This is a genomic window from Komagataeibacter xylinus, from assembly GCF_009834365.1.
Lineage (GTDB): Bacteria > Pseudomonadota > Alphaproteobacteria > Acetobacterales > Acetobacteraceae > Komagataeibacter > Komagataeibacter xylinus_D.
In genome coordinates this window covers 2883639-2905360 of record NZ_CP041348.1, presented here as the reverse complement: position 1 = coordinate 2905360, position 21722 = coordinate 2883639, and the positions used below count along the sequence as shown (strand labels likewise).

Genomic DNA, 21722 nt, shown 5'->3' with positions numbered 1-21722 from the left:
TCTAGCTCTTTCAGCTTTTGCGGAACTGGATCAGCATGGGGATGTCACGCACCTGATTGACGACATCGACCGGCAGCAGCTCGCGCAGCTGGCCGCCGCCTGCGTTCTGCACGAGGATGCCTGCTGCGAAATTGGCGCTGTTCTGCACGTAGCCTGCCGTCTCCAGCGTGGCATAGCGGCTGATCAGGGCCTGCTTGACCACCGAGGCGCTGATCGCATCAGATCCGGCGGCGATGCGCGTTGTGTCTGACACCAGCTTCTTGGTCAGGTAGGGGGCCTGGAATGCGCGCAGGTCGCGGATGACATATGCCAGCTGGTTCATGGTCTCGGCATCGAGATAGGCGTCATCGGCCATGCCCGAGGCATCTTCCTGATAGGTGGTGACCATGCGCAGGATGTAGACGGTATCGTCATCGCCGACCGAGAAGGTGGACATGCCCTCATACAGAAGGCTGTTCTGCTCGGAGAATGTCCAGCGGCTGGGTAGGGACGGGGGCATGACCGTGAGCGCGATCTGGGTCAGCGGCAGCCCAGGATCATTGCGCGCCTTGTTCGCCACGCCTGCCGCGATCTCGGCTGCCCAGCGGATGGGCGAATGCGGGCTGTCGGCAATGGGCATGATGCTGTGATGCTGGTCATTGACCGTGGCGGCAAAGGTGGTGATCTCGCCCAGCGTGCCACGGCGCGCATTGTAGACGTGGCCGAACAGCATCTGGAGCCATGACCAGCGACCGGTCTGGTCGTTCCAGAACTCCTCCATGGCGGCCAGGCTGGTGGCGTCGGTATAGCCGCAGGCCACGAAGTCGAAGGTGCGGTCGCCAAGGTTTGCCAGCGCAGGCGTGAGCGCTGCCGAGGGGTTCTCGCTGCCACCCGTGAGCTGGGTGAAAGTGATGGTGATGCCATCGGACGTGTAATCCGATGAGGTATCGGACGTGCCGAGCAGGATGTCGTTGCCGCACTCGCCCGCGTTCAGGGCCGTGAGCGGCAGGGAGGCATCGGTGATATCACCGGCGGCCACGGGGATGTTCGCCACCTGCGCCATGGCGACGGGGATGCGTGCTACGATATCGGCCGGGGCATCGCCTGCGTTATAGACGACGGGCACCAGGGCACCATCGATCTCGAACACGATCGTGCCGGAACCGGTGGGCGTGCCCGAGAGCGCGATCGCGCCCTTGGCGGGAATGGCTGCGGCATCATCATCCAGTGGCAGCACCCACAGCTCGCCGAACGTATCGATGTTGCGATAGTGCGAGACCATGATGGCAGCCTGCGAACCGGCGCCGAACATGGAGACGGCAACCGACGGGCTGGGGATGATGACCGGCGTGCCGGCAGGCGCGCTGCCAGCCTTGAGGCGCTGGCCGATGATGAGCGAGCGCAGGGTGGTGCTGGCATCATTGGCGAAGGTCGGGTCAATATCCGCGAACACGCCGGGGACGCGGTTCGTGGTCTGGTAGTTCGGATAGGTGATGCTCACGACTTGCTCTCCTGCGCGGGGGCCTCGGCCGTGGTTTCAGGCTGGGCGGCAGGAGCCTCGACCGGCTTGGCCTCGGCCTGTGGTGCGGTTTTCGTGACATCGCCATCACGCAGGCGGCGTGCCCAGAACGGATCGTAATCCGATACGGTGAGCCCTTTTGCGGGAACGGGCGCGCGGGTGCGGGGGTCTCTGACCGTCCGGCCCTCGACCGGGTAGATTTTCATGTGTTGCCTCCAGGCGAACCGAGCGTGAAGCCGAACGGGGTGTCGTCGCCGCTCTCGGGATCAGTCAATGTTGCCTCTATCCCTATGATGGGATCAGCCGGGGGCTGCCAGCCGTCTTCATCGGTAATGAGGATTTTCAAGGAGAAATCGAACTGCCAGTGCAACCGCTCTCGATCCATGTGCACCAGGTGGCCGCCGGCATAGGAAAAGCCTTTGCTTGCACCGGTCGCCCAATCGGGCCGCCAGTTGAGGATGCACCGGAACAGGTCGGCACGGGCGAGGTCGACGAGCGAGGATGCGTGCTGCCCGCGCTGGTCGGTGCGGTTGGGCATGTCGACGACGATGCCGATGGTCTCGGTCACGTCCTGGTCGAGGCCGTTAAGCGAGATATTGTCGCCAGCGGCATCATCGAGCGGGATGACGTAGGCGGCGGGCCGTTTGAGCCATGCCTTGTCGACCACCTGCGCCAGCTCGGCTGCACCGGCAACACAGGTCTCGCCATTGGCGTCACGCGCGAGGAAAGTCGAGCAGGCGCGGATCTGCATGATGACGGCGTCGATGTTCATGTCCTGACGCGCTCCATGACGATGTCCTTTACCGCGGCATCGGCCATGCGGCGCTCGATGGAGCTGGCGCGCTCGGCCAGTGCCCTGGACAGGAACTGGCGCGGGGCCAGCACGCGCTGGCTGGAGACATAGAGCTGGCTGCGGCTGCGCTTGTTGCGGCCACCGGGCTTGCCGCCCTTTGCCCCGACTTCCAGAAACTTGGCGTAGAAAGCGCTGTCGGTAATGGCCTCGACATCGCGGTTCTTGCCCTTGAGCAGGCGTGCCTTGATGGAGCGGGCGAGCGTGCCGGTGACGTTGACGGGTGACTGGCCGGGTGCCGATGCGCGGTATTTGCCGGGGTTGGCGCCGCCACGGTATTTGATGGAGCCGCCGGCGCCGTAGTAGATGCGGCCGCCGCCTATGGTGGAGCGGATGTTGCGCCGGGCGGCGGCAGCCACTTCCTGCCCTGCGGTGCGCAGGTTCTTGCGGAGCAGCTTTTTGGAGAAAACGGGAGCGTAGGCGGAAATCTGGATCTGGATATTGCTATTGCGTGGCATCGATCTGTTCATCCGTTCCCTGCTGTTCCAGCTCGCATTCGATGCACACGAAGCGCTTGCGGCCGCCGAGTTCCTTCCAGCGGCGCACGCGGAACTGTTCCCACCTAAGCGAGCCGTCATTGCGGCGTGTGGTGCGGAAAATGGCGTGGGTGTTCGGGATGGCATCAGCCCAGCGCATGAAGATGCGATGGGTGATGGCGGGGCTGTCGGTCTGCATGGTGCCCCAGTAGGTCATGGCGCCCACGGCCTGCACATCGGCGCGGGTCTTGGCCATGCCCTGGAACGCGGTGACGATGCCGGCACCGGTCTGGTCGGGCATCTGGTTGCGGCGTGCGATGAGCACCGGCCAGCGCAGGCGCCCCACGCGGATGCGTTCGTCTTCAGGCACCGAACCACACCAGGCGATAGTTAAAGAGCATGGCCTCGGCCCAGTCGGGCATGGCCTCCATGCTCATGTCGCCCCGGTTCTCGTAGATGTAGGCGGTGAGCATGGCGATGGCGAGCCTGATGTCAGCAGGGATCTGCTTGTGCGTATCGCCGTATCCTGCCGTGAAGGTGACCAGCAGGTGGCGGCCACGCAGCAGACCGAACGACCCGGTCATGGAAAACCGGGCGGGTTCGGATGCGGCATCGAGCCAGTAATCGGTGGGAGAGAGGGTATCGGTCGCACCTTCCGGGTCGATGACCTGTATGCCGCCGAAGGTCTGGAACGGGGCGCGCAGCAGCCGGTAGGGACGCGGGTGCATGGGCGGCCACGAATAGGCCAGCGGCAGGACCAGCAGGGGCGAGGGCGTCATGGGCCATGCGTTGGCGATGGGCTGGTCGCCGACTGCCATGGTGTATTCTGTGGTGATGAGGGCGCGACCGGTGAACTTCTCCACCCATGATGTTGCGGCCCTGATGTAGGTGCGCAGCAGGTCATCATCATCATCGTGGTCGATACGCAGATGCCGCTTCGCAAAGCCAAGCGATATGGCCTTGCGTTGCGGCGGCGTCTTGACCCGCAGGACAAGAGTGGTGGGCATCAGGCGCGGGTGCGCTTGGGGCTGGTGGGTTCAGCCAGGCCCTGGATGACGGATGCCCGCAGGCGGCGATCCTGCATGATGCCATCGGTCTGGATCTGGACGCGACGTTCGTCGTCTTCCTTCTCTTCCTTTGTGGGCTTGTAAGGGATGGCCCAGCCCTTCGCCTTGAGCTGGGTGGATGTGATCGTATTGAACCGGGCAACCTGCCCTTTCTGGTAACCCCGCCACCAGCGAGTGAGGCGCACGGCTTCTCCGGGGTCTGCGTCTTTTAGGGCAACAGTTGTGGCACGGCGGAAATGCTGCATGGTCTGATGTTCCTGTCAGGAATGGAAATGGGTGATGGGCAGCCTTAGCTGCCCGTTGTGCCAGACGATGTCGTGCTGCCGGATGACGTGGTTGTGCCACTGGTCGGGTTGGCGCTCTGCGCTGCCGAGCCGGACGTGTTGAGTGGCTGGGTCGTGTAGGGCGCGCCAGCAGACATGCCGGTCCAGCCGCCAGGCATCCACCCATCCACGTCCGCCACGGCGATGGACTGCTGATGCCGGGTCTGGATGTCGTGTTCGCGGATGATGCGGAAAATCGTCTGGTCACGCTGGAAAGCAGAGACCATCTCGCCATCAGTGCCCTTGTAGGCACCCTCATACGAGACCTCGATATCGGCCGTGTAGGCGTCGCCGATCAGGATATCGGCCATGTCGACAAAGAAGATGTAGCTTCCCTTGCCATCAGTCTGGAGGTTCGTGGGCAGCTGGGTGGTGGTGTAGTAATCGTAGCCGGACAACTTCCCCGTGTTCATTTCATCACGGAAGAAATACCCGCCGACCTCGTTGGTCAGGCCCTTGAGGAAGGCTTCAACTGCGGGATGGAATATCCATGCCGGCGCGATCATGCGGCTGTTACCGTTTTTCAGGGTCAGTTCACATGACTGGAGCGTATTGATTGCGCCGGTCAGGGTCGCAGCCCCGCCTGCGACGACAGCACCGCCCATGTTGAGAATGCCGATCGGGTCTTTGAGCGTGCCCGCACCGAGCAGGAATGCCAGATCCTCGCGTCGGGTAGCCGAGGCGATCAGGTCATCACGCACGATCTGGTCCACCGACATGGCCGCGCGGCGGATAAGGTCATTCGATACCGGGACAATCGTGGTCAGTTTCTTGGCATTGAACTGCACGTCATCGAAGGTTTCCTGGCTGACGCCGATATCGTCCAGTTCGTCCTGGTAGCCGGACGTGGCGCCGCCCGCCAGGCGGGGCATGGTCAGGTTGCCGGTAGCCATGTCGATGGTGCGGGCGCCGGCGCGGCGCACGACGGTGGCGGCGCGCAGCAGTTCGATCAGGTCGGCCACGAACTGCTGTGGCACGAGCGCGCCGCCGGTGGTCTGGCCGCCAGCGGCAAGGGCGCGCTCGACATCGGTATTGCCCAGGCCTTCCTTGGCGTATTTGAGTGCGTTCTGGAAACCGTATTTCTTGGCGTGGCCCACGGCGAGCATGTAATGGATGAACTGGCTGCCGGTTTCCATCTTCTGCTTGAAGGGCACGCCGATGATGGTGCGCTGGAGGTTCTGGCTCATGCCCATTTCCTGCTGCCCCTCGGGGCCTTCGGGGTCAGCTGTATTTGCGGCGTCGAGGTTGAGGACTTCCTCCACCCGGCCGATGCGGGTGTCGAGGTCTTCAATGGTACGCTGGAGCCCGGTGATGGCGTCGTTATCCGCCTTGTCTTCGGTCTGGGCGGTTTCGGGGTCGACCGGGTTGCCTTCCTCGGCGGCCTTGACGCGGGCGATGGCACGTTCTTCCAGCCGGGCTACGGTATTACGATAATCATCCGCCGCCTTCTTGCGCTGGCGGCGGAGTTCCTTGAGGGATTCGAGATTGATTGGTGCGGGCATGTTCCGTCCTCTTGAGGGCGCGCCCGCACCCGTAGGGAAGTCAGGCCGGGAGCGCGAACCGTCTTGCCCGCGTAGCACGCAGGTGCGCCCGCGCTACGTCGATACTGGCCGTGTCTGGCCGTGCGCCGGGATTTTCAAGGCTTTTCCCACCGGCCCCTGCAACGGTGGCGTCAGGCGCGAGCAGGGCCTCGGGGTTGGCCGGCACGCTGACCACGGAGAACTCGGTCAGTTCCTGCCGTTTGAAATCGATGCCGGGGAACCAGCTGTCGCCGTCACGTTCCTCATCTTCCGTGAAATCCCATTCCAGCGGGCGGAAGCCCACACTGGTGGCGCGGATGAAGCCGGTCATGCCGGAGCGGAAGGCATAATCGGCCCAGCCGCCCACGATGGGCATGTCGCTGGGCTGGAACTGCACGGTGGCGTCCAGGCCGTTGCCGGCGCGGGAGATGTCGATCGCCTTGCCGATGACCAGGTCATGGTCATGGCCCCAGAGCACGACGGGGTTCTGGAGGTAGGATTTCAGATCCCAGCCATCGGCCGAGATGACATCCTGCATGCGGTCCACGGCATCGGTGGTGATGGTGTAGCGCAGCTGGCGGGTCTCGCCGGCATCCTGCGGGGCATCGAGCTTGGTGATGAAGGAGCGCACGACGCGCAGGTCGGACAGGCGGGATGTGCTGCCGCGCTTGCGGCATTCCCATGCCATCTTGGCGAAGCGTGCGGGGGAGACGGTACGCATGGTCAGTTGTCCTCTGGTGGCGGAGTGATCTGGGGTTTGGCCTCGGGCGCGGTGTCGCCAGGCGCGCCTGTTGGTGGCGGGGAGGGTGGCGTGATGTCGCCGGTGTTGAGCGGGAAGCGGTGCACGTCACCACCCTCGATCGGGGCGAGACCTTCCTTGGCGCGGGCTTCATTGACCGACAGGATGCCGGTCTGGGTGCCGATGCTGTAGCCCTCGTATCTCGCCTTCATGTTGCCGCGCAGGAGGCTGGCGAAATCGAAATAGAGCTGCAGGCCGGCCTCGACTTCATCCTGAAACAGCAGGCGGTCGGTGCCGACCTGCTCGGCCTCGGTGGCGACGGGTTGCAGGGTATCGTTAATGTAGGCCTGCTCCTCGCTCTCGATATCGGAGAACGTGCCGCCGACAGGGTGCTGGGCCTTGTGGGGTGGCACGCGGAAGATGCGGCAGATTTCCTCGACCGAGAAGCGGCGGGACTCCAGGAACTGCGCCTCTTCATTGGTCAGGGTCATGCGCTCGTATTTCATGCCGCCACCCAGGACCATCGGCTTGGATGAGTTCTCGACGCCCTGGTAATGGCCTGCCACTTCATTGGCGATCTGTACCGCCCCCTCGGGCGAGAGAGGCTTGTCGGTGGACAGAACGCCACCGGACTGGTTGCCTTGGCGGAAGAGGATGGCGGCATGGCGCTGGGCGGCGATGGCGACGCCCATGACATCCTGCGCATAGGCAATGGGAGAGAGGCCGATATAGCCGCCGTCGACCATGGTGTCGCGCAGGTGGAGGATGTTCTCCTGATACCACAGCTGACCCTGGCCGATGGCGGGATGGGAAAAGCGGTAATAGACGCGCCCGGTTTCGGACACGACGGGCGTGGTGATGTCAGGCGAGAGCGGGATCAGGGCAATGGGCGCGCCGCCTGCATCGCGGATGATGGCGGCATAGCCATTGCCGCGCAGCTTGAGCGAGGTGATAAGGTAGCGCCAGAACTGGTTGGCTGTCTGCCATGAGTTGGGCTTGCGCAGCACGCGCGAGAGCGGATGGTCATTGACGCTCACATAGCCCCGGCCACCGGGCAGCTTGCGGCGGATGGTCAGCTCCAGCTTGGCGATGTCCTGGGAGATGCAGTTGACGCAGGCATAGACGGCAGAAGCCTGCAGGGCGGTAAACGGGGTGACCGGCGTGCCGGTGCTGGCGGGGTAGCCGCCAAAGGCCGCGAACATGCCGAGGCTGGGAATGGTGGTGGTGCCGACATCCTTGTTCACCGGCGCGGGCTTGCGCTCGGGGAAGGAGAGTTTTGGCTCGCGGCGGATAGCAGGAGGCATGTGCAGTCACCCTATGACGAGGATACCGTTGATGTTCTGGACACCAACGGGCTTTTCAGGAGGTTTGAGGGTGGCGCCACCGTAGGCCATGATCGCGGCCACGATGCCGTCGATCTTGCCCGAGGCACCTGTCTCGACCGATTTGTCAGGCTTTATGTTTCCGGCGGGGTCGGACGTGACGGAGATGTTGCGGGCCATCCATGACGCGACGGGGTTGCCGCCGTGCTGCATCTTGTTGCCGATGACCAGGCGCTCGAAGCCCTTGCAGGCAGGCGACATGGAAAGGAAGCCCTGCCGGAAGTATTCGATGGGCAGGCCATCAGTATCCTTGAGGCGGTTGGGCATGTCGCCGGTGTTGAAGGGATCGATGCCGATCCATTCCGGCTGGAAAAGCTGCGCATCGTCATTGACCTGCTGGCGGATGAAGGCGTTGTCGACGATGGCGCCGGGCAGGAGGGTCAGTGCGCCGCTATCGGCAAAGGACTGGAAGCGGGAACGGCGGCCGGCAGGCTGGTCCAGCAGGGACTGCCTGGGCAGCCAGAAGCGCCAGATGAAAATGTAATCGCCGTCGGGCTGATCATCGAAGGGAGGGAAGCACCAGCACAGGGCACTCCAGTCGCGCGCCTGGGACAGATCAATGCCGCCGAAACAGCGGCGGCCGCGTACATGGGCAGGAAGATCCTGCCACCCTATGCTGCCGGCGCAGGCTTTCCATTCGGCAACCGGCAGCCAGCGGGTGACCTGCTCGGTCCACTGGTTGAGATGGAAGCGGCGGAAGTCGTTCTCGGCACGCGGGGAGCGGGCAGCCTTGGCGGCTTCCTCGCGCATGTAATCGGGCTTGACCGATATTCCGTAATTCGGGTTGGCCTTGCGCCAGGTCTCTTCCTTGGTCCAGTCGTCATTCTCGCCCGCAGCGAAGATGACCGGCAGGATGGTGGGGTCAATCACATCACCAGACAGCAGCTGCATGGCGAGTTCGTGCTGTTCCCAGGCATAGCCCACGCCGTTGATGCCGGCCGTGGTGATGTAGATTTCCAGCGGCTGGCGACGGGCGGCCGTGCCTTTGTGCACGACATCGGCCAGCTCGCCATCGCGCCATTCATGCACCTCATCGCCAATGGCGAAGGTGGGCGAGAAACCATGCTTGCCGCGCGGGCCGGATGAGAGCGGCTTGAACGAGGATGACAGGGCAGGGCAGAAGATGGACTTCTTCAGAAGCTCCAGGCGGTTCGACAGGGCCTCATTCATGGACACCATGACAGTGGCCTTGTTGAACACGATCTTGGCCTGGTCTTCATCCACGGCCATAGAATAGCCCTGGCCACCGAACTCCTGATCGACAAACATCAGGAGCAGTGCAAGGCCGGCGGCCACTTCTGTCTTGCCGTTCTTGCGCGGGATCTCGATCCAGGCAGAGCGGTAGAGCCGCGTTCCGTCCTGCCGCTTCCAGCCGAACAGGGGGCGCACGATCTCATCGCGCTGCCAGTCCCGCAGATGGAAGGGCTTACCTGCCCACTCGCCTTCCGTATGCCGGAGCATGGCAGGGAAGAAGGCACAGGCGCGCTGGGCAGCCCCTTCATCCCACCACGCACCGAACTTCTCGCCGCCACGCGGCATGGGCGGCATGGGCAGTTGCTGGTTCATCAGTGCCGCGTGGACTGGGTATTGAAGAAGTCGAGCGGGTCATTGGACATGACTGGCGCATCCTGCGCCCCCGTGCCCGCGTTCTGGTCCTGATTGTTTTGCGCCCCTCCCAGCGGCAGGGAGGTCTGTGTGCCGGCAGCCATGCGGGCGAGGATCTGCTGGCGCGAGGCAGGCGCGAGCCCAAAGCGGTCTTCCAGATCCTGCAGCCGCTTGGTCAGACGCTCCTGCACCATGAACCATGGCGAGATCCGCTGCATGGTCCCGTGGTTGCTTTCGGTGGTGTAGACGTGCCCCTGCTTGTCCAGTGCGGCGGTGACCTTCACGTAATCGGCCAGCGTCTCGCAATACCGCGCCAGCGCGTTGCGATCCGACACGCGCACAATGCGACTCTCGGCCAGCCATCCTGCGACCTCGATCCAGTACTTGCGACCTTTTGCGCGCATGTGCTTGGGCGCATCAATGCCAGCAACCGGCAGAGCCTCAAGACTAATGGTTTTCCGGGCACGCTTGCCGGGATTTCCCCGCGCTTCATTGATCGTGTCCGGTGTGGGTTTGCGTCCCCGGATCATGGCTGTCTCCAAAAAAAAGTTCAGGAATTTCGCGGCGGTGAGAGTTTTGAGGGGGTGCGGTCTACGGCTTTGACCCCTGTAGTTTTGACCCCCCCTACCCCTGACGCGGCGCTGGATGGTCGCGGCGGGGTGGTATCGGCGTCGAGGTCGGGGATGGGCAGGCCGGCCTCGCGCATCTGGCGGTGCAGACGGGTGATGGCCGAGCGCCGCGCACGCTGCTCGCTGCGGGCCTGCTCATACGCGAGGCGCGCTTCTTCCATGCGCGTGAGCGCGGACTGGGCGCGGACGGTCGCCTGCTGGGCAGCGATACGGGCCGCTTCCAGATCCGCCGTCATGCGGTCGAGGCGTTCATCGCGCTGCGCCTGGGCGGCAGCGGCGTCGCGTGGGTCCATGCTGGTGGCGGTCATGAGCTTCCTCTGTGCGAGATCGGGGCGGATGCGGTCAGGCGTCACACCGAGCAGGCGGGCGACGGTTGCGACGTGGTGCGCGGGCACGAGCTTCCACTGGCTGACCGCCTGCGGCGTGACGTTGCAGGCAGCGGCGATGCGCGAGCAGTCACCCCAGCGACGGAACAGGCGCACGCCACAGGGACGCCGCCAGAACGCCAGTGGGCCACGCTGGGGCAGCAGGTGCATCGCCGCCGCCATCAGTAGGTGCGGCCGCCTTCACGGCGCGTCTTGCGGGAGTGGCATTCCTTGGTCAGGGCCTGCCAGTTGGCCTCATCCCAGAACAGGTCGTAATCGCCACGATGCGGCTGGATGTGGTCGACCTCAGTGGCAGGGCGCTGACACTCCGGGTCGTCACACTGGCAGACTGGGTGCTCCAGCAGGAACTGGGTACGCACGCGCTGCCAGCGGCGGCCATAGCCACGCGATGCGGCAGACCCGCGCTGGCGGTCATGTGATGCCTGCAGGTTACCATGCGGGCGGAATGTGGAGACTGGGGACATGCTGGCCTCGACTGTGACGGCAAACTGCCGGTTACATGGAGGTTACAAGCCCGGTTACATCATTAATCCTTATATATCAGTATATTATAAGGATATGTAACTATGTAACCAGTGTAACCGATATTTTGGGTGCAAAGAGGCGCAGGGTTCCCCATACGCCTATACAAGGGAAAAACGCGGTTACAGCGGTTACATGGTTACAACGCTGTTATTGCTGCATTTTCCGGTTACATCCCGGTTACGACTGGTTACGTGAACCAGTAATGGGCGCGCGTTGTCAGTCATCATTACCATCATCTCCCTCAAAGCCAAGCTCTTCTGCCGAGACCCAGATACATTTTGCCGGCGGTGTCTGGCCGACACGCATGGCCTTGGCATTGCGCCTGGCGCTTTCCAGCCGCATGACCTCGTAAACCCAGCGATTGCCCTCGAATGGCGTGCCATTGAACAGTTCCTTGAGCATGGAATTGTTGGGGGCAAACCAGATGCCGTTCCCGAGCGCGAGGCGCGGCGCGTCACGCCCGCGCTTGTCCTTTGGCTCATCGGCGCGGATGACGCGGATGCCGTGCTGTGACAGCACCTCGGCTGCAACGCCGCGCGTGAAGTCGGGGCCATCGGCCTCGACCGCGAGCTTTTTGGTCAGGATGCGCTCGATCAGTTCGCCGATGCTCTTGCGCTCGGTCGAGCGCTGGAGCTGGACGGTAGTGGACAGCAGGTGGCTGACCATCTGCATGGGCGCGTCCTGCGCCACCACGTCCTCGCGGTCGCGGATGAAGTCGCGCACGGCCTCGACGCCGGCGGCTGCCTGCTGCTCGGTCGGCAGGCCATCGGATGTGAGGATGAACCAGCCTGCCAGCAGCGCGCCAAGCTGATCCATCTCGCGCGGGGCGCAGCCGATGGCCGCCAGTGCGCGCCGGAAGATGGCAAGGCCATCGCGGTAGCGGGTCCATCCTGCCAGCGCACGGCCCCAGAGCGCCGGGCCATTTTGCTGCGCCCATTCCTTGAGTTCCTTGTGCTCGGTGCTGTAGTCGGAGCCTTCATCAGGGCGCTCAAGGTCAATAATGGTGAATCTTCCGAGATGCTGCGCCTTCATGTCCGGTGGCGAGATCGAGGCCATGATGATGCTGCCGGCCACCTCGATCTTGCGGGCCTTGCCATCCACGCCACCACGGCTGCCGCGCGTTCCTTCACCGCCCGACGCCGAGAGCACGAGATCGAGCAGGGCACGGGCGCCGCGCTGGTCCTCGCGGTCGGATGCCTCATCAATGAAGGATGGCATGGCGCGGCCATCGAGCGACTGCTCCAGGCCGGCCTTGGATGTGTCATTGGTGTAGAAGTTCATGGGCGATGCCGCGCGCAGCACGGTCAGCAGCGATGACTTGCCCGAGCCTGCGCCACCGATCAGGAATCCGGCAGGGCGCCACGGAATGGCAGCGCCGTAATAGGCACAGCCCAGCAGCCCCATGGCCATGATGGCGCCGCCATCGCACCGATAGTTCCACAGTTCCTGCAGCTGGTACTGCAGCGCGCGCCCGATATCTGGCCCACACGGTACGCCAGGGCGGGCAGCTGGTGGCGCTGCCGCCCAGATCTGATTGCCCGTGCGCGTGCCAGCGGGCTCAAGCCGGTCACCGATCAGCACCTGATCACCACAATGCACCACCGGCATGCCATCACGCTCGGCCCAGATGCCGGGGCGACGGATCAGGATATGATCGCCAAACAGGCCTGCCGCCGTGCATTCGGACTGGAGGAAGGCCGCGACCGAGTTGATGCGGAAATCCACGATCCGCTCTTCCGTCGTGTCCTGACCATCCGGCCCCTTGATCTTGCACTGGGCCTTTTTGGGGTAATGGGCGCGCAGCCAGTCATCATTGCCGCCGAACAGGCCGACCAGGTCATGCCGGTTGCCGATCTGGCGGGCAGAGAGCGCGCGCAGCTGGCCCACGCTGTCGAGCAGGTAATAGGTGCCGTCAAGATGGCCGATGGCGGTGACGGGGCAGCTGGCGTTCTCGGCATCGCCTTCGGGCGGTCCGCCGCCGCCGCGCTTGCCGCCGTCAATGACCTGAAACTGCCGGTCGGCCGAGAGCACGGCGGCGCGGACATCCTGCAAGGCGTCAGGTGATGGCATCATTGAAATCCTTGCCTTTTGGCGAGCGGGCGACGCGAACCTCGCGGCCTGCTGCCAGATGGGTGTCGATGGCCCGGCGCAGGCCACGCTGCGCCTGGGCGTTATCGTCGTTATCGGCCAGCAGGATCACGCTGCGGATCTGCTCCGGCAGCTGCACGCTGGCCATGTTCCCGAGGCTGGCGGCTGCCAGCACACGCATCTCCGGGCAGGCGAGGGCGACGGACAGGCATGTCTCGATGCCTTCCCCGATTGCGGCCATCTCGCCAGCCGGTGAATCCTTGAGTGACTTGCCCGAGGCGCCGCGCTGGAGGCGGATCGATCCGCCCAGGAACGCGCCCCGGATTTTCTTGGCGGCCTCAAGCCGCGCTTTGCGCCAGACCCCGGCATCATCCTGCGCCAGCCAGGTCTGGTGGGTTGCGATGTGCGCGCCGGTTCCGTCGGTTATGGCCGCCAGCATGGCAGGCAGCTTGCCCCTGATCTCATGGCAGTAATGCTCGGGCGCGAAGCGCAGGGCACGCGGCACGGATGGCAGATCGGCCAGCCGGATGCCACGCGCGGCCAGATAGAAATCAACCGGCGTGCTGATAAGGTCGTGCTGCGCACCCAGCCACATGGCGCGGGCCTGCTTGCGGCGCTTCTCATCGCTTTCATCAGGCGTGGCCTCGGCCTTGCGCTCGATCTGGCGGCGGTGCTCGGCCACGCGGCCCATGTCGTGCAGGCCGAGATGGTTGACGGCCCAGCGATATGCCTCCTTCAGGTCACCACGGGTCATGACCGCGGCCACGAGATCGAGCGCATCACCGGTCTCGCCCGTGGAGAAATCACCCCACTTGCCAGCCCGGTCGCCATGCAGATGCACGGCCATGGAGCGGCCGGCCTCGCCGGCAACCGATCCACACACCCATTCCGCACCCTGCCGCGTGCCACCGGGTAGCAGCGTCTGCACTAGGGCGTGCATGTTATGGGCGAGCATGCGCGAAACCTCGCGTGCATCGGGCAGGTTGCTGGCGCCGCTCACAGCTCGCTGATCCATTTCTGCACGCGGTCGCGGCGCTTGATCTGGCGTGCCAGCACGCGCTTCATGTGCCGGTTGGTGCGCTCGATGCGCGCCTCCATGATGCGGATGCGCAGCGTGCGGAAGACATGGCGCAGCCGGTCATAGACCGTGACGCACATGAACTGCCCGAACTGCCCGAGTTCGATGATGATGATGCACACATCATTCATGGCAGGCCCCCGTCATCCATGGCGGCGGCGATCAGCTCCAGTTCGTGGGCCAGGCGGTCATGCCGCTGCTGGAGCAACTGGCGGTGCCGGGCGCGAACGACCTCCCATTCATCCACCGACACGCGGCGGATTTCGTGGTGCCAACAGGCGCGCACGCGTCGCTCGGTCAGGCCGAACAGGCGCGCGACCTCGACAAAGGCCGCTTTCAGGCCATGGCCACGGCGGCTTTCAATCTCGCCGCACACGGTGTTCTGGAACTGCTCGGTCATGGTGCTACCGGACATGCCGCCTGCCTCCATGCTGGCCTTGGGTGAAATACCCGCGCGCGTGGGTGAAATACCCAACATCTTGGGTGTCCTCTCTGTCAGTCTCCACAATGTTGGTGACGGAGAACTGGACAGGGAGGGAGACAGCACACGACACGCCCAAGGGTGCGCAACGGACTGGGGAGACCGTTCGCGCATCCGGCGTCATTTTACCAATACAAGGCGCGCCGCAGTTCATGGTCAGCCGTTTTCGCGGCGCAGCATGAGAGCTGTCTGCTCAAAGGTGCAGATGGCGGCACCCTTATCGACCTCAACCAAAGCAACGCCGTCCCCATTCAATACGTAGACGGTAGCCGGACAGCCAATGGCACGACGGAGAATCTGGACCTCCTGCAGTTTCTCATTGAGTTCCTTGACTTTTGCCCGCTCCAGATCGGCTCGGCCTTTTGCGATCTGGGCTTCAGCATTGCGAATGCTTTCCTGTGTGGAAACGTTCGGCGCCATAGCATGCCCATCACAGTATTGGTTTTCATTCATGCTGTTATTCCAATCGATTGCATTACTTGAGGAAGAGGATCGCGAAAGACATCGGGCCGGATTTCCGTAGGCGACATCCCGGCCATTGCAGCAACATCCACCACCCAGCGCGGCGGAACCTGCTTCCACTGACCGACAGCCTGTTCGGTCATGCCCAGCGCGCGGGCAATGGCCCGACGGCCGCCGGCGCGCTTGATGATTTCAGGGAGACTGCTGTTTTCCATGCCGAATGAAAGCCACACTTTCACTTTCAATGCAAGCAACTCTTGTAGGGATTAAAAGCGGGAAGGGGGATAAACTAAAGCATGTCTTTCGCACAGAACCTTGCCCGACTCATGGAAGCCCGTGGCATCGACCAGTCGGAACTGGCCCGGCAGCTGGATATATCGTCACAGGCGGTAAATCAGTGGCTGAAGCGCGGCACGCACCCCACGCACGCGCGGACGCAGCGGCTGCTGGAGGTGTTGGGCGTCTCGATGGATGAGCTATTCGCTGATACCTCGGATGCTTCTCCACCAATCAGATGCGTCGAGCCACAGGATGGCCCCACCATTATCATCCCGGAACTGGCGGCGACCCCGCAGGCCGGCAGTGGTGGGGGCATGCCGCCTCTCGATGGTAACGGCGACCATATCGTGCTGACGGAATGGGTGTTGCCGGCTGGCTTTTTCGGGCGTCTGATCAGGAATACGGACCATCTGCGCCTGCTGGAAATCAGGGGCGACAGCATGCAGCCCGACTACATGGCGGGCGATAAGGTTCTGGTTGATATCTCCCAGCGCGGCCCGACGCCGCCGGGAATCTATGTGCTGTGGGATGGCTTTGGCCTTGTGCTCAAGCGCATCGAGGTCTTGCTGGGGCGCACGCCGCCGGCCGTCATGATCAGCAGCATCAACCCCAGCTATGCCTCATATGAATGCCTGCTTGAGGATATCTCGATAGGCGGCCGTGTCGTGGGGAAATGGGACTGGAAGTAATGGTCAGGTCTGCTGCGCTCTGTTCCGCCCTCACTGTCATCCTTGCCGCCAGCGCATATGCAGCGCCCGTGGGGAACGGCTACGGGGCAGCCACGGAAGGCGATGGTTTCAGGCGTGGTGAGATCGTCTACACCCAGCACAATCCCGCGATCGGCTGCAGCAATACAGGGATGCGCCTGGCACTGGAAAAACGCATCGCCGCATTCCGCCAGCGCCCGGACTGGGAGGCCCGCATAGCACGCCTGCAATGCGGCGCCGTTCCAGCAGGACAAAGGCTGAAGGTTGGCTGGGTTCAGGACGGCACGGTCCAGGCATGGGCGACCGACACAGGGGCAGATATACCGCCTCTGTGGTACATGCCAGCGGATCTGGGCACAGGCATTCCAGCCATCGAAAGTGGAAATTAAAGCATAGCTTTCACTTTTCGCTTGTAAGCAGTTAAAGCACTGCTTACACATTCTCCATCGTCACCAGCGATGGAGGGCCGGCGTGCCTAATATTCTCACATCATGTCCCGTTGTGCCGTCAGGCTCTGACAAGGGAAAATTCCTGATTAAAGACGCCAAGGGAATAGCCTGGCGCATGACCGAACAGCAGATGATCTCACATGATCTGCTTAACGGGCCGTTTCATGGCGATGATAGCTGGTTGCGGCACCACTTTGGCGCGCGTAGCAGGTGCGGGCCGGCTGCTGGTCTAGTCGTCGGAATCGATTTCGACATGGCTGGTAATTTCCTGATCGGTGCGTGCGAGATGGCAGCCAAGCTCCAGCAACAGATGGCCCGCATCAAAGCGCAGGGGCGTGGCCAGCATGGTTAAGCCCTCCATGTATGCGCGGGACGCGCTACGGCGGCCAACGGCCGAGAGTTTACCATTGTCGCCGCCACCACCCCCAACGATGCCGCCGCCAGTGCGGCATGACATTGGCCACGCGCCGCCTGGATGGCTGTTCGTATTGTCCGCTGTTTCTTGGATTGTGCTGCTGGTCTGGTTCGGGATTGAGATGCGTGTCAACCCATCTGAAAAAGCTGCCCCGCCAGCTACATGCACAGGGGCCAAGACCAATGGTTAAAGCATCCTCTCCACCGCGGCCTAATCCACCCCAAAAGCCGTCCGAGGGCAGAGGGTTCTTCTATGGGCCAATACCGCCTCATACCGAAAGTGAGCCGCCGACGGAGCCCAATCGCATCATTGTTGGCGATGATCCGAAGAAACGTGAGCGGCCAGCGGCCCCCGATCCAGAGCCTACAAGGCATGAGAAGGGCGATCAGATGAAGAAACGATTGCCGATATTTACCCAGTTCAAGGTTGATAAGGGGCCAGATGCCAATGGCATCGCTTTACCTGCCGTCTTTCTGTTTCTGGCCCTGTCCTATACTGCGCTTGTGCTGTTCTTTGCGTGGCTTGGGGGCGGCCTGATCGTCGAAACGCCCAGCCTGCACCAGCACGCAATACCGCCCGTCTGCGCCCGAGGCTACCGGATATGAAGGGCCGCCTGCCATCGTGCTACCGGCGCCTGACCCGGCTGATGCTGACCTCGCGCCGGTTCTCGGCCGATACGCTGCTGATCACGGCAGATGCCTATCGTGAGCTTGCAGCCAGCCTCACTGTTTCGGGCGACACCGAGGCCGCGCGCCAGGCCATCGCGCTGCATGACCAGCTGATCGCCGAAGCCCCACGTCGCGTGGCGCTGCCACGCCCGATTTCCTTCCGACCCAATCACGGGAAAACCCATGAACATCATTAATGCTGATGAACTGTGCGCGCGCCTGTCACCCGATCAGGCTACGGCGGCCCGCCTGTATCAGGTCAACGCCCGCAACCTGGACAGCTACGGCCGCCGCCAGCTGGAGCAGGGCGCGACCGACACGGCCCTGAAATGCTTCAAGGAGGCTGACACCTGCCGCAAGCTGGTGGAGGACATCCTGCTGGGTGCCACCACCATGGTCTCGATCCCTTTCCGGGGGAAAGTATCATGATGGTTGCCATTGATGACATCCACGAAAACGGCAACATGCGCCAAGTGCCGCCGACGGCCGAGGCCATGGAAGCGCTGACCGGCTCCATCCGCACGCTGGGCGTGCTGCAGCCGGTCGTGGTGCGGCCTGACCCGGACGGCGGCTACATTTTAATTGCAGGCTACCGCAGGCTTAACGCGGCGCGGAGAGCAGGGCTGACCGATATACCGGCCATCGTTCACCTGTTGAGTGAGGTCGAGGCCGAGGCGGCCCAGGCGGCCGAGAACATCCAGCGCGTACCGGTCGACCCGGTGGACCAGTGGCGCCACATCGAGCGCATGGTGCAGGACGGCTACACGGTTCAGAAGGCCGGAGCGGCACTGGGCATGACTGATCGACAGGTGGGGCAGATATGCAAGCTGGGCCGGCTGGCGCCGGACGTGCTTGATGCCCTGACGGGCCGCAGCCTGCCGACCTGGCGCACGCTGGGCGAGATCGCGCAGGCGCCGCATGAGGTGCAGATAGCGGCGCTAAAGCGCCATGTTTATCATGGTGACGCTGTTCAATGGAACAGCGTCGCGGCAGAGTGCATCACCCGTCGTATCCCACGCGAGCGTGCCCTGTTTGACGTTGAGGCCTCGGGCATCGTGTTTGACGAGGATCTGTTTGCAGAGCCCGGATCGCCAGACCAGTTCACCACGACCGACGTGGTGAACTTCATGGCAGCGCAGCGCGGTGCGGTTGAGGAACTTATCCAGACCGGCGACGAACCCGCGCTGCTGGTGGACTACAACAGCACCACCCTGCTGCCACAGCTGCCCAGAGGCTGGGTGTATGCTGACAGCTCCGGCGGGGCTGACAAGGTGCTGACCAGGCGCAGCCGCCACAAGCGGGCCTATGCCATTGTGCCGGTCAACCACCACCATGATGCCTGCAAGGTGGTGAGCGTGATCATCAAGCCGTTCAAGGCCGTGGCGGCCGAGGTGCCGGGCGAGACGGATGATGAGGTGATCGAGGCCAAGGGTGCCGATGCCGACCCGGTCCATGCCGTCGAGCCCGAGGAAACCCCGGCAGAGGAACCACAGATCACCAAGGCCGGTCAGGATATGCTGGCCAGCATCCGCACCGCTGCACTGCATGATGCCCTGCGCAATCCGCTGCGCATGACGCCTGAAGATGCATTCCATGCCCTGCTGATCGGGTATGCGACACGCACGGGCGTCAGCTGGGACATGCTCGCGGCCCTGGTCACGCCCGAGGGTGACCTACCCAGCCTTGGTTTTGAGCGCATGGCCGAACTGGCGGGCGAGATGCTGGCCCAGACCATGACAATCGTGCCTGCCCATCGGCAGACATCCTCATGGAAGAGTGAATACTATTGGAACGCGCCGGAATATATCGGCGCGCTGATCAATGCCGATGCCGCAATGCCCGAGCTGGACACGCCGGAAATGCTGGCTTTCGTGAGCGGCAGTACGCTTAGGGAAATAGCCCGCGACTATGCCCCGCGCGATGAAAAGCCCCCCGCCAAGGTGGCCGACCTGCGCCGCTGGCTGGTTGGTCGCGCCCCCGATTGGCAGCCCGTGCATTTTGGTGCGCCTGGTCCGGCTATGACCCCATGGACGTGCAAGGGCGGACAGCAGGAGGAGGCGGCCTGATGCCTATTTCACCGTATGATCCCGAGAACGACCCCGTGCAGATTTACCACAGGAAGCATGGCGGCCCGATCTATCGCGCCGTGGGCTGGATCACCAGTCCCGCTGTCATCCTTGAGGACGTGGCCACGGGAAAGCAGCACACCGTAGTCATCGGCTGCCCGAATGCCGAGGACTATGTGCGTCTGATCGATGCGCCCGGACAGGATGAGAAGCGATGATCCAGCATGATGAAGATGGGCGGCTTGAGCGCTTCATGGAGCAGCTTCCATCACCGCTGGAGCTGCTGCACGCCGTTGCCGTGACCTGCCTGATCTGGGCGTTCCTGATCGGCTTGTGGCTGGTGGCAGTGCCATGAGTGCCGCCAGGAAGAGGGACTGGCGTGATCACCCGATATTCCGGGGCACCGTGCTGGGGAAGGAGGTCTATGACTTCACCCTCCAGCAGGACAGGGACGGCAACTATGTTGGCTATCTGTCCGACCCGCACGGCTGCCGGATCTCGATCATTGCCAAACTGACCCACCAGGGCGGCAAGCACATGCTCAAGGGCCGGGGGCTGCTGACCGGCACGAATGATACAGGGGAGGAACCAAAACATGGGTGAGTTGGCGCATAAAGCCGAGGACCGGCTGCTGACTTCAAAGGAGGTTCAGACCCGTACCGGCCTCAGCCGCATGACCATTTACCGCTACGTGAAGGCCGGCACTTTTCCGGCCCCACGCAAGCTCTCGGCGGGAGCCGTTCGCTGGAACTCGGCCGTTATCGATAGCTGGATCAGGGGCGGCACTGGCGCGTCAGGTGCCTGACCTACGTTTTTTTGACACCAGGTCATCCAGGCCGATCTGTCCCTCGCTAACCAGATCGGCCCATTCCTGCGCCAGAACGCGCCTGCGCTCCATATAGAGCGCCCTGTTGTAGGCCATCTCCACCTTATCCTTGGGAGCATGGGCCAGCATGATGTCAATGATCTGCCTATCAGCCGGCCTTCGCTCATTCATAATGGTAGAGAACGAAGCCCGGAAGCCATGAGGCACATGCTGCTGGTAAAAGCCGGCACGGTTGAGCAGATATCCCAACGCATTTCCACTCATGATGGTAACTGGCCGCCGTGTATTTGGAAACAGGTGAGGCCATTGCGCACTAAATGGGCGCAATGCTTTTATTGTAGCCACAGCCTGGCGTGACAGAGGTACCATATGCCCACGCCTCATCTTCATCCGCTCGGCCGGAATAGACCACAGGGGTCGGTCACCATCCATGTCCTGAAACTCATCCCATCGCGCCGCACGTAGTTCGCCAGGCCGGACTGCCGTCAGGTAAAGCAGCCTGAGTGCCAGCAGGGTTGTAGGGTGGGCATCTTCAGATTCCGCACGACGGACAAGATCACGCAGTTGATCCAGATCCGTGATGGCTGGCTGATGTCGGTGCACCACCGGACGAAGTGCCGGCCCCACGATACGGGCTGGATCAGCCGACCCGATGCCAGACGCAATCGCATGCACAAAGACCTCACTCATCCGCTGGCGCATGCGGTGCGCGGTTTCGTTTGCGCCGCTCTCCTCGATCGCGCGTAGGGTCGCCAGCACAAGGGGAGGGGTCAAATCATTGATGGGATAATGTCCTAGCGCTGGGAAAACGTGCCGCTCCAGGCTGCGCAGCACTTCGGCACCATGATGTGGGGTCCACAAGACTTTTCGCTGGTCATGCCATTCCCTTGCTATGGCCTCGAATGTTGTCGATGGATCAACCCTGGCGGCCTGCGCTACGATTTTCTTGTCGAGGGATGGGTTTCGCCCTTCCCGCAGGATGCGCTTGGCTGCCTCACGTTCCAGACGGGCATCTGCCAGGGAGATCGTAGGGTAATCGCCCAGGGTCAGGAGCTGCTCGCGTTTCTGGAATTTGTAGCGCAGGCGCCATACCTTCTTTCCGCTTGGCATGACATGCACAAATAACCCGCCAGTGTCGGGCAGCCGGTAGGCTTTGATTTCGGGCTTTGCACCCCGGATTTTCGCGTCAGTCAGCATCGCAGA

General features: G+C 63.0%; 31 protein-coding genes. 10 read left to right on the top strand and 21 right to left on the bottom strand.

The window, feature by feature from the left end; translation table 11 throughout:
• Positions 1-10: 10 nt before the first annotated feature.
• The 20 genes from FMA36_RS14000 to FMA36_RS13905 form a co-directional block, all read right to left on the bottom strand.
• Positions 11-1480: a phage tail sheath subtilisin-like domain-containing protein gene (locus FMA36_RS14000; protein ID WP_159262932.1), complete on the bottom strand. Its 1470-nt coding sequence runs from the start codon at positions 1478-1480 to the stop codon at positions 11-13.
• Positions 1477-1704, bottom strand: coding sequence for a DUF2635 domain-containing protein (locus tag FMA36_RS19510; protein WP_240906375.1), 228 nt, complete (start codon positions 1702-1704; stop codon positions 1477-1479). Before FMA36_RS19510 ends, FMA36_RS14000 begins: the two co-directional genes overlap by 4 nt.
• A complete protein-coding gene (locus FMA36_RS13990) occupies positions 1701-2270 on the bottom strand; it encodes a phage tail terminator protein (protein ID WP_159262931.1) in 570 nt (189 codons plus the stop codon). Before FMA36_RS13990 ends, FMA36_RS19510 begins: the two co-directional genes overlap by 4 nt.
• Complete coding sequence (locus tag FMA36_RS13985) at positions 2267-2806, bottom strand: HK97 gp10 family phage protein (protein WP_159262930.1); 540 nt, start codon at positions 2804-2806, stop codon at positions 2267-2269. Before FMA36_RS13985 ends, FMA36_RS13990 begins: the two co-directional genes overlap by 4 nt.
• Positions 2793-3194: a phage head completion protein gene (locus FMA36_RS13980; RefSeq protein ID WP_159262929.1), complete on the bottom strand. Its 402-nt coding sequence runs from the start codon at positions 3192-3194 to the stop codon at positions 2793-2795. The genes FMA36_RS13985 and FMA36_RS13980 overlap by 14 nt, the downstream gene beginning before the upstream one ends.
• Complete coding sequence (locus FMA36_RS13975) at positions 3187-3831, bottom strand: head-tail connector protein (protein WP_159262928.1); 645 nt, start codon at positions 3829-3831, stop codon at positions 3187-3189. The genes FMA36_RS13980 and FMA36_RS13975 overlap by 8 nt, the downstream gene beginning before the upstream one ends.
• Positions 3831-4136 (bottom strand): hypothetical protein, encoded by a 306-nt coding sequence (locus FMA36_RS13970; protein WP_159262927.1) that lies wholly within the window; start codon positions 4134-4136, stop codon positions 3831-3833. Before FMA36_RS13970 ends, FMA36_RS13975 begins: the two co-directional genes overlap by 1 nt.
• Positions 4137-4180: 44 nt before the next feature.
• Positions 4181-5716 carry a phage major capsid protein gene (locus FMA36_RS13965; RefSeq protein WP_159262926.1) on the bottom strand — a complete coding sequence of 512 codons (1536 nt, stop codon included), beginning with the start codon at positions 5714-5716 and terminating at the stop codon, positions 4181-4183.
• 40 nt (positions 5717-5756) lie between these two features.
• Positions 5757-6455, bottom strand: a complete 699-nt coding sequence (locus FMA36_RS13960; protein WP_159262925.1) for an HK97 family phage prohead protease — start codon at positions 6453-6455, stop codon at positions 5757-5759.
• 2 nt (positions 6456-6457) lie between these two features.
• On the bottom strand, positions 6458-7777 hold the full coding sequence (locus FMA36_RS13955) for a phage portal protein (RefSeq protein ID WP_159262924.1): 1320 nt from the start codon (positions 7775-7777) through the stop codon (positions 6458-6460).
• Positions 7778-7783: 6 nt separating this feature from the next.
• Entirely contained in the window at positions 7784-9421 is a 1638-nt protein-coding gene (locus FMA36_RS13950) for a terminase large subunit (RefSeq protein WP_159262923.1), read from the bottom strand.
• A complete protein-coding gene (locus FMA36_RS13945) occupies positions 9421-9990 on the bottom strand; it encodes a phage terminase small subunit P27 family (RefSeq protein ID WP_159262922.1) in 570 nt (189 codons plus the stop codon). The genes FMA36_RS13950 and FMA36_RS13945 overlap by 1 nt, the downstream gene beginning before the upstream one ends.
• Positions 9991-10010: 20 nt before the next feature.
• Positions 10011-10637 carry a helix-turn-helix domain-containing protein gene (locus tag FMA36_RS13940; RefSeq protein ID WP_159262921.1) on the bottom strand — a complete coding sequence of 209 codons (627 nt, stop codon included), beginning with the start codon at positions 10635-10637 and terminating at the stop codon, positions 10011-10013.
• Positions 10637-10939 (bottom strand): HNH endonuclease signature motif containing protein, encoded by a 303-nt coding sequence (locus FMA36_RS13935; protein ID WP_159262920.1) that lies wholly within the window; start codon positions 10937-10939, stop codon positions 10637-10639. The genes FMA36_RS13940 and FMA36_RS13935 overlap by 1 nt, the downstream gene beginning before the upstream one ends.
• A gap of 277 nt (positions 10940-11216) precedes the next feature.
• On the bottom strand, positions 11217-13073 hold the full coding sequence (locus FMA36_RS13930) for an ATP-binding protein (protein WP_240906374.1): 1857 nt from the start codon (positions 13071-13073) through the stop codon (positions 11217-11219).
• Entirely contained in the window at positions 13057-14088 is a 1032-nt protein-coding gene (locus FMA36_RS13925) for a DUF7146 domain-containing protein (RefSeq protein ID WP_240906373.1), read from the bottom strand. The genes FMA36_RS13930 and FMA36_RS13925 overlap by 17 nt, the downstream gene beginning before the upstream one ends.
• Positions 14085-14297, bottom strand: coding sequence for a hypothetical protein (locus FMA36_RS13920; protein ID WP_159262918.1), 213 nt, complete (start codon positions 14295-14297; stop codon positions 14085-14087). Before FMA36_RS13920 ends, FMA36_RS13925 begins: the two co-directional genes overlap by 4 nt.
• Positions 14294-14644, bottom strand: coding sequence for a hypothetical protein (locus FMA36_RS13915; RefSeq protein WP_159262917.1), 351 nt, complete (start codon positions 14642-14644; stop codon positions 14294-14296). Before FMA36_RS13915 ends, FMA36_RS13920 begins: the two co-directional genes overlap by 4 nt.
• Before the next feature lie 159 nt (positions 14645-14803).
• The gene (locus FMA36_RS13910; RefSeq protein ID WP_159262916.1) at positions 14804-15100 is read right to left on the bottom strand and encodes a hypothetical protein; all 297 of its coding nucleotides are present in this window, start codon (positions 15098-15100) and stop codon (positions 14804-14806) included.
• Positions 15097-15348 carry a YdaS family helix-turn-helix protein gene (locus FMA36_RS13905; RefSeq protein ID WP_240906582.1) on the bottom strand — a complete coding sequence of 84 codons (252 nt, stop codon included), beginning with the start codon at positions 15346-15348 and terminating at the stop codon, positions 15097-15099. Before FMA36_RS13905 ends, FMA36_RS13910 begins: the two co-directional genes overlap by 4 nt.
• 57 nt (positions 15349-15405) lie before the next feature.
• Between FMA36_RS13905 and FMA36_RS13900 the strand changes: the two genes are divergently transcribed.
• The 10 genes from FMA36_RS13900 (at position 15406) to FMA36_RS13855 (ending at position 20498) form a co-directional block, all read left to right on the top strand.
• A complete protein-coding gene (locus tag FMA36_RS13900; protein WP_159262915.1) occupies positions 15406-16077 on the top strand; it encodes an XRE family transcriptional regulator in 672 nt (223 codons plus the stop codon).
• A complete protein-coding gene (locus FMA36_RS13895) occupies positions 16077-16484 on the top strand; it encodes a hypothetical protein (protein WP_159262914.1) in 408 nt (135 codons plus the stop codon). The genes FMA36_RS13900 and FMA36_RS13895 overlap by 1 nt, the downstream gene beginning before the upstream one ends.
• 864 nt (positions 16485-17348) lie before the next feature.
• Positions 17349-17564: a hypothetical protein gene (locus FMA36_RS13890; RefSeq protein ID WP_159262913.1), complete on the top strand. Its 216-nt coding sequence runs from the start codon at positions 17349-17351 to the stop codon at positions 17562-17564.
• Positions 17561-17824 (top strand): hypothetical protein, encoded by a 264-nt coding sequence (locus tag FMA36_RS13885; RefSeq protein ID WP_159262912.1) that lies wholly within the window; start codon positions 17561-17563, stop codon positions 17822-17824. Before FMA36_RS13890 ends, FMA36_RS13885 begins: the two co-directional genes overlap by 4 nt.
• The gene (locus FMA36_RS13880) at positions 17811-18056 is read left to right on the top strand and encodes a hypothetical protein (protein ID WP_159262911.1); all 246 of its coding nucleotides are present in this window, start codon (positions 17811-17813) and stop codon (positions 18054-18056) included. Before FMA36_RS13885 ends, FMA36_RS13880 begins: the two co-directional genes overlap by 14 nt.
• Positions 18053-19693: a ParB/RepB/Spo0J family partition protein gene (locus FMA36_RS13875; protein ID WP_159262910.1), complete on the top strand. Its 1641-nt coding sequence runs from the start codon at positions 18053-18055 to the stop codon at positions 19691-19693. Before FMA36_RS13880 ends, FMA36_RS13875 begins: the two co-directional genes overlap by 4 nt.
• The gene (locus tag FMA36_RS13870) at positions 19693-19911 is read left to right on the top strand and encodes a hypothetical protein (RefSeq protein WP_159262909.1); all 219 of its coding nucleotides are present in this window, start codon (positions 19693-19695) and stop codon (positions 19909-19911) included. The genes FMA36_RS13875 and FMA36_RS13870 overlap by 1 nt, the downstream gene beginning before the upstream one ends.
• Positions 19908-20048: a hypothetical protein gene (locus FMA36_RS13865; RefSeq protein ID WP_159262908.1), complete on the top strand. Its 141-nt coding sequence runs from the start codon at positions 19908-19910 to the stop codon at positions 20046-20048. The genes FMA36_RS13870 and FMA36_RS13865 overlap by 4 nt, the downstream gene beginning before the upstream one ends.
• Positions 20045-20296: a hypothetical protein gene (locus FMA36_RS13860; protein ID WP_159262907.1), complete on the top strand. Its 252-nt coding sequence runs from the start codon at positions 20045-20047 to the stop codon at positions 20294-20296. Before FMA36_RS13865 ends, FMA36_RS13860 begins: the two co-directional genes overlap by 4 nt.
• Positions 20289-20498, top strand: coding sequence for a helix-turn-helix transcriptional regulator (locus FMA36_RS13855; protein WP_167518037.1), 210 nt, complete (start codon positions 20289-20291; stop codon positions 20496-20498). Before FMA36_RS13860 ends, FMA36_RS13855 begins: the two co-directional genes overlap by 8 nt.
• Here the strand turns inward: FMA36_RS13855 and FMA36_RS13850 are convergent.
• Positions 20487-21716, bottom strand: coding sequence for a tyrosine-type recombinase/integrase (locus FMA36_RS13850; protein WP_159262906.1), 1230 nt, complete (start codon positions 21714-21716; stop codon positions 20487-20489). The two genes, FMA36_RS13855 and FMA36_RS13850, sit on opposite strands and share 12 nt — an antisense overlap.
• Between the last annotated feature and the right edge of the window lie 6 nt (positions 21717-21722).

Coding starts and splice junctions, on each gene's coding strand:
- FMA36_RS19510 (WP_240906375.1), bottom strand. CDS start 1,704: ATGAAAATCTACCCGGTCGAGGGCCGGACGGTCAGAGACCCCCGCACC.
- FMA36_RS13990 (WP_159262931.1), bottom strand. CDS start 2,270: ATGAACATCGACGCCGTCATCATGCAGATCCGCGCCTGCTCGACTTTC.
- FMA36_RS13985 (WP_159262930.1), bottom strand. CDS start 2,806: ATGCCACGCAATAGCAATATCCAGATCCAGATTTCCGCCTACGCTCCC.
- FMA36_RS13975 (WP_159262928.1), bottom strand. CDS start 3,831: ATGCCCACCACTCTTGTCCTGCGGGTCAAGACGCCGCCGCAACGCAAG.
- FMA36_RS13970 (WP_159262927.1), bottom strand. CDS start 4,136: ATGCAGCATTTCCGCCGTGCCACAACTGTTGCCCTAAAAGACGCAGAC.
- FMA36_RS13965 (WP_159262926.1), bottom strand. CDS start 5,716: ATGCCCGCACCAATCAATCTCGAATCCCTCAAGGAACTCCGCCGCCAG.
- FMA36_RS13960 (WP_159262925.1), bottom strand. CDS start 6,455: ATGCGTACCGTCTCCCCCGCACGCTTCGCCAAGATGGCATGGGAATGC.
- FMA36_RS13955 (WP_159262924.1), bottom strand. CDS start 7,777: ATGCCTCCTGCTATCCGCCGCGAGCCAAAACTCTCCTTCCCCGAGCGC.
- FMA36_RS13950 (WP_159262923.1), bottom strand. CDS start 9,421: ATGAACCAGCAACTGCCCATGCCGCCCATGCCGCGTGGCGGCGAGAAG.
- FMA36_RS13945 (WP_159262922.1), bottom strand. CDS start 9,990: ATGATCCGGGGACGCAAACCCACACCGGACACGATCAATGAAGCGCGG.
- FMA36_RS13940 (WP_159262921.1), bottom strand. CDS start 10,637: ATGGCGGCGGCGATGCACCTGCTGCCCCAGCGTGGCCCACTGGCGTTC.
- FMA36_RS13935 (WP_159262920.1), bottom strand. CDS start 10,939: ATGTCCCCAGTCTCCACATTCCGCCCGCATGGTAACCTGCAGGCATCA.
- FMA36_RS13930 (WP_240906374.1), bottom strand. CDS start 13,073: ATGATGCCATCACCTGACGCCTTGCAGGATGTCCGCGCCGCCGTGCTC.
- FMA36_RS13920 (WP_159262918.1), bottom strand. CDS start 14,297: ATGAATGATGTGTGCATCATCATCATCGAACTCGGGCAGTTCGGGCAG.
- FMA36_RS13915 (WP_159262917.1), bottom strand. CDS start 14,644: ATGTTGGGTATTTCACCCACGCGCGCGGGTATTTCACCCAAGGCCAGC.
- FMA36_RS13910 (WP_159262916.1), bottom strand. CDS start 15,100: ATGAATGAAAACCAATACTGTGATGGGCATGCTATGGCGCCGAACGTT.
- FMA36_RS13900 (WP_159262915.1), top strand. CDS start 15,406: ATGTCTTTCGCACAGAACCTTGCCCGACTCATGGAAGCCCGTGGCATC.
- FMA36_RS13895 (WP_159262914.1), top strand. CDS start 16,077: ATGGTCAGGTCTGCTGCGCTCTGTTCCGCCCTCACTGTCATCCTTGCC.
- FMA36_RS13890 (WP_159262913.1), top strand. CDS start 17,349: ATGAAGAAACGATTGCCGATATTTACCCAGTTCAAGGTTGATAAGGGG.
- FMA36_RS13885 (WP_159262912.1), top strand. CDS start 17,561: ATGAAGGGCCGCCTGCCATCGTGCTACCGGCGCCTGACCCGGCTGATG.
- FMA36_RS13880 (WP_159262911.1), top strand. CDS start 17,811: ATGAACATCATTAATGCTGATGAACTGTGCGCGCGCCTGTCACCCGAT.
- FMA36_RS13875 (WP_159262910.1), top strand. CDS start 18,053: ATGATGGTTGCCATTGATGACATCCACGAAAACGGCAACATGCGCCAA.
- FMA36_RS13870 (WP_159262909.1), top strand. CDS start 19,693: ATGCCTATTTCACCGTATGATCCCGAGAACGACCCCGTGCAGATTTAC.
- FMA36_RS13865 (WP_159262908.1), top strand. CDS start 19,908: ATGATCCAGCATGATGAAGATGGGCGGCTTGAGCGCTTCATGGAGCAG.
- FMA36_RS13860 (WP_159262907.1), top strand. CDS start 20,045: ATGAGTGCCGCCAGGAAGAGGGACTGGCGTGATCACCCGATATTCCGG.
- FMA36_RS13855 (WP_167518037.1), top strand. CDS start 20,289: ATGGGTGAGTTGGCGCATAAAGCCGAGGACCGGCTGCTGACTTCAAAG.
- FMA36_RS13850 (WP_159262906.1), bottom strand. CDS start 21,716: ATGCTGACTGACGCGAAAATCCGGGGTGCAAAGCCCGAAATCAAAGCC.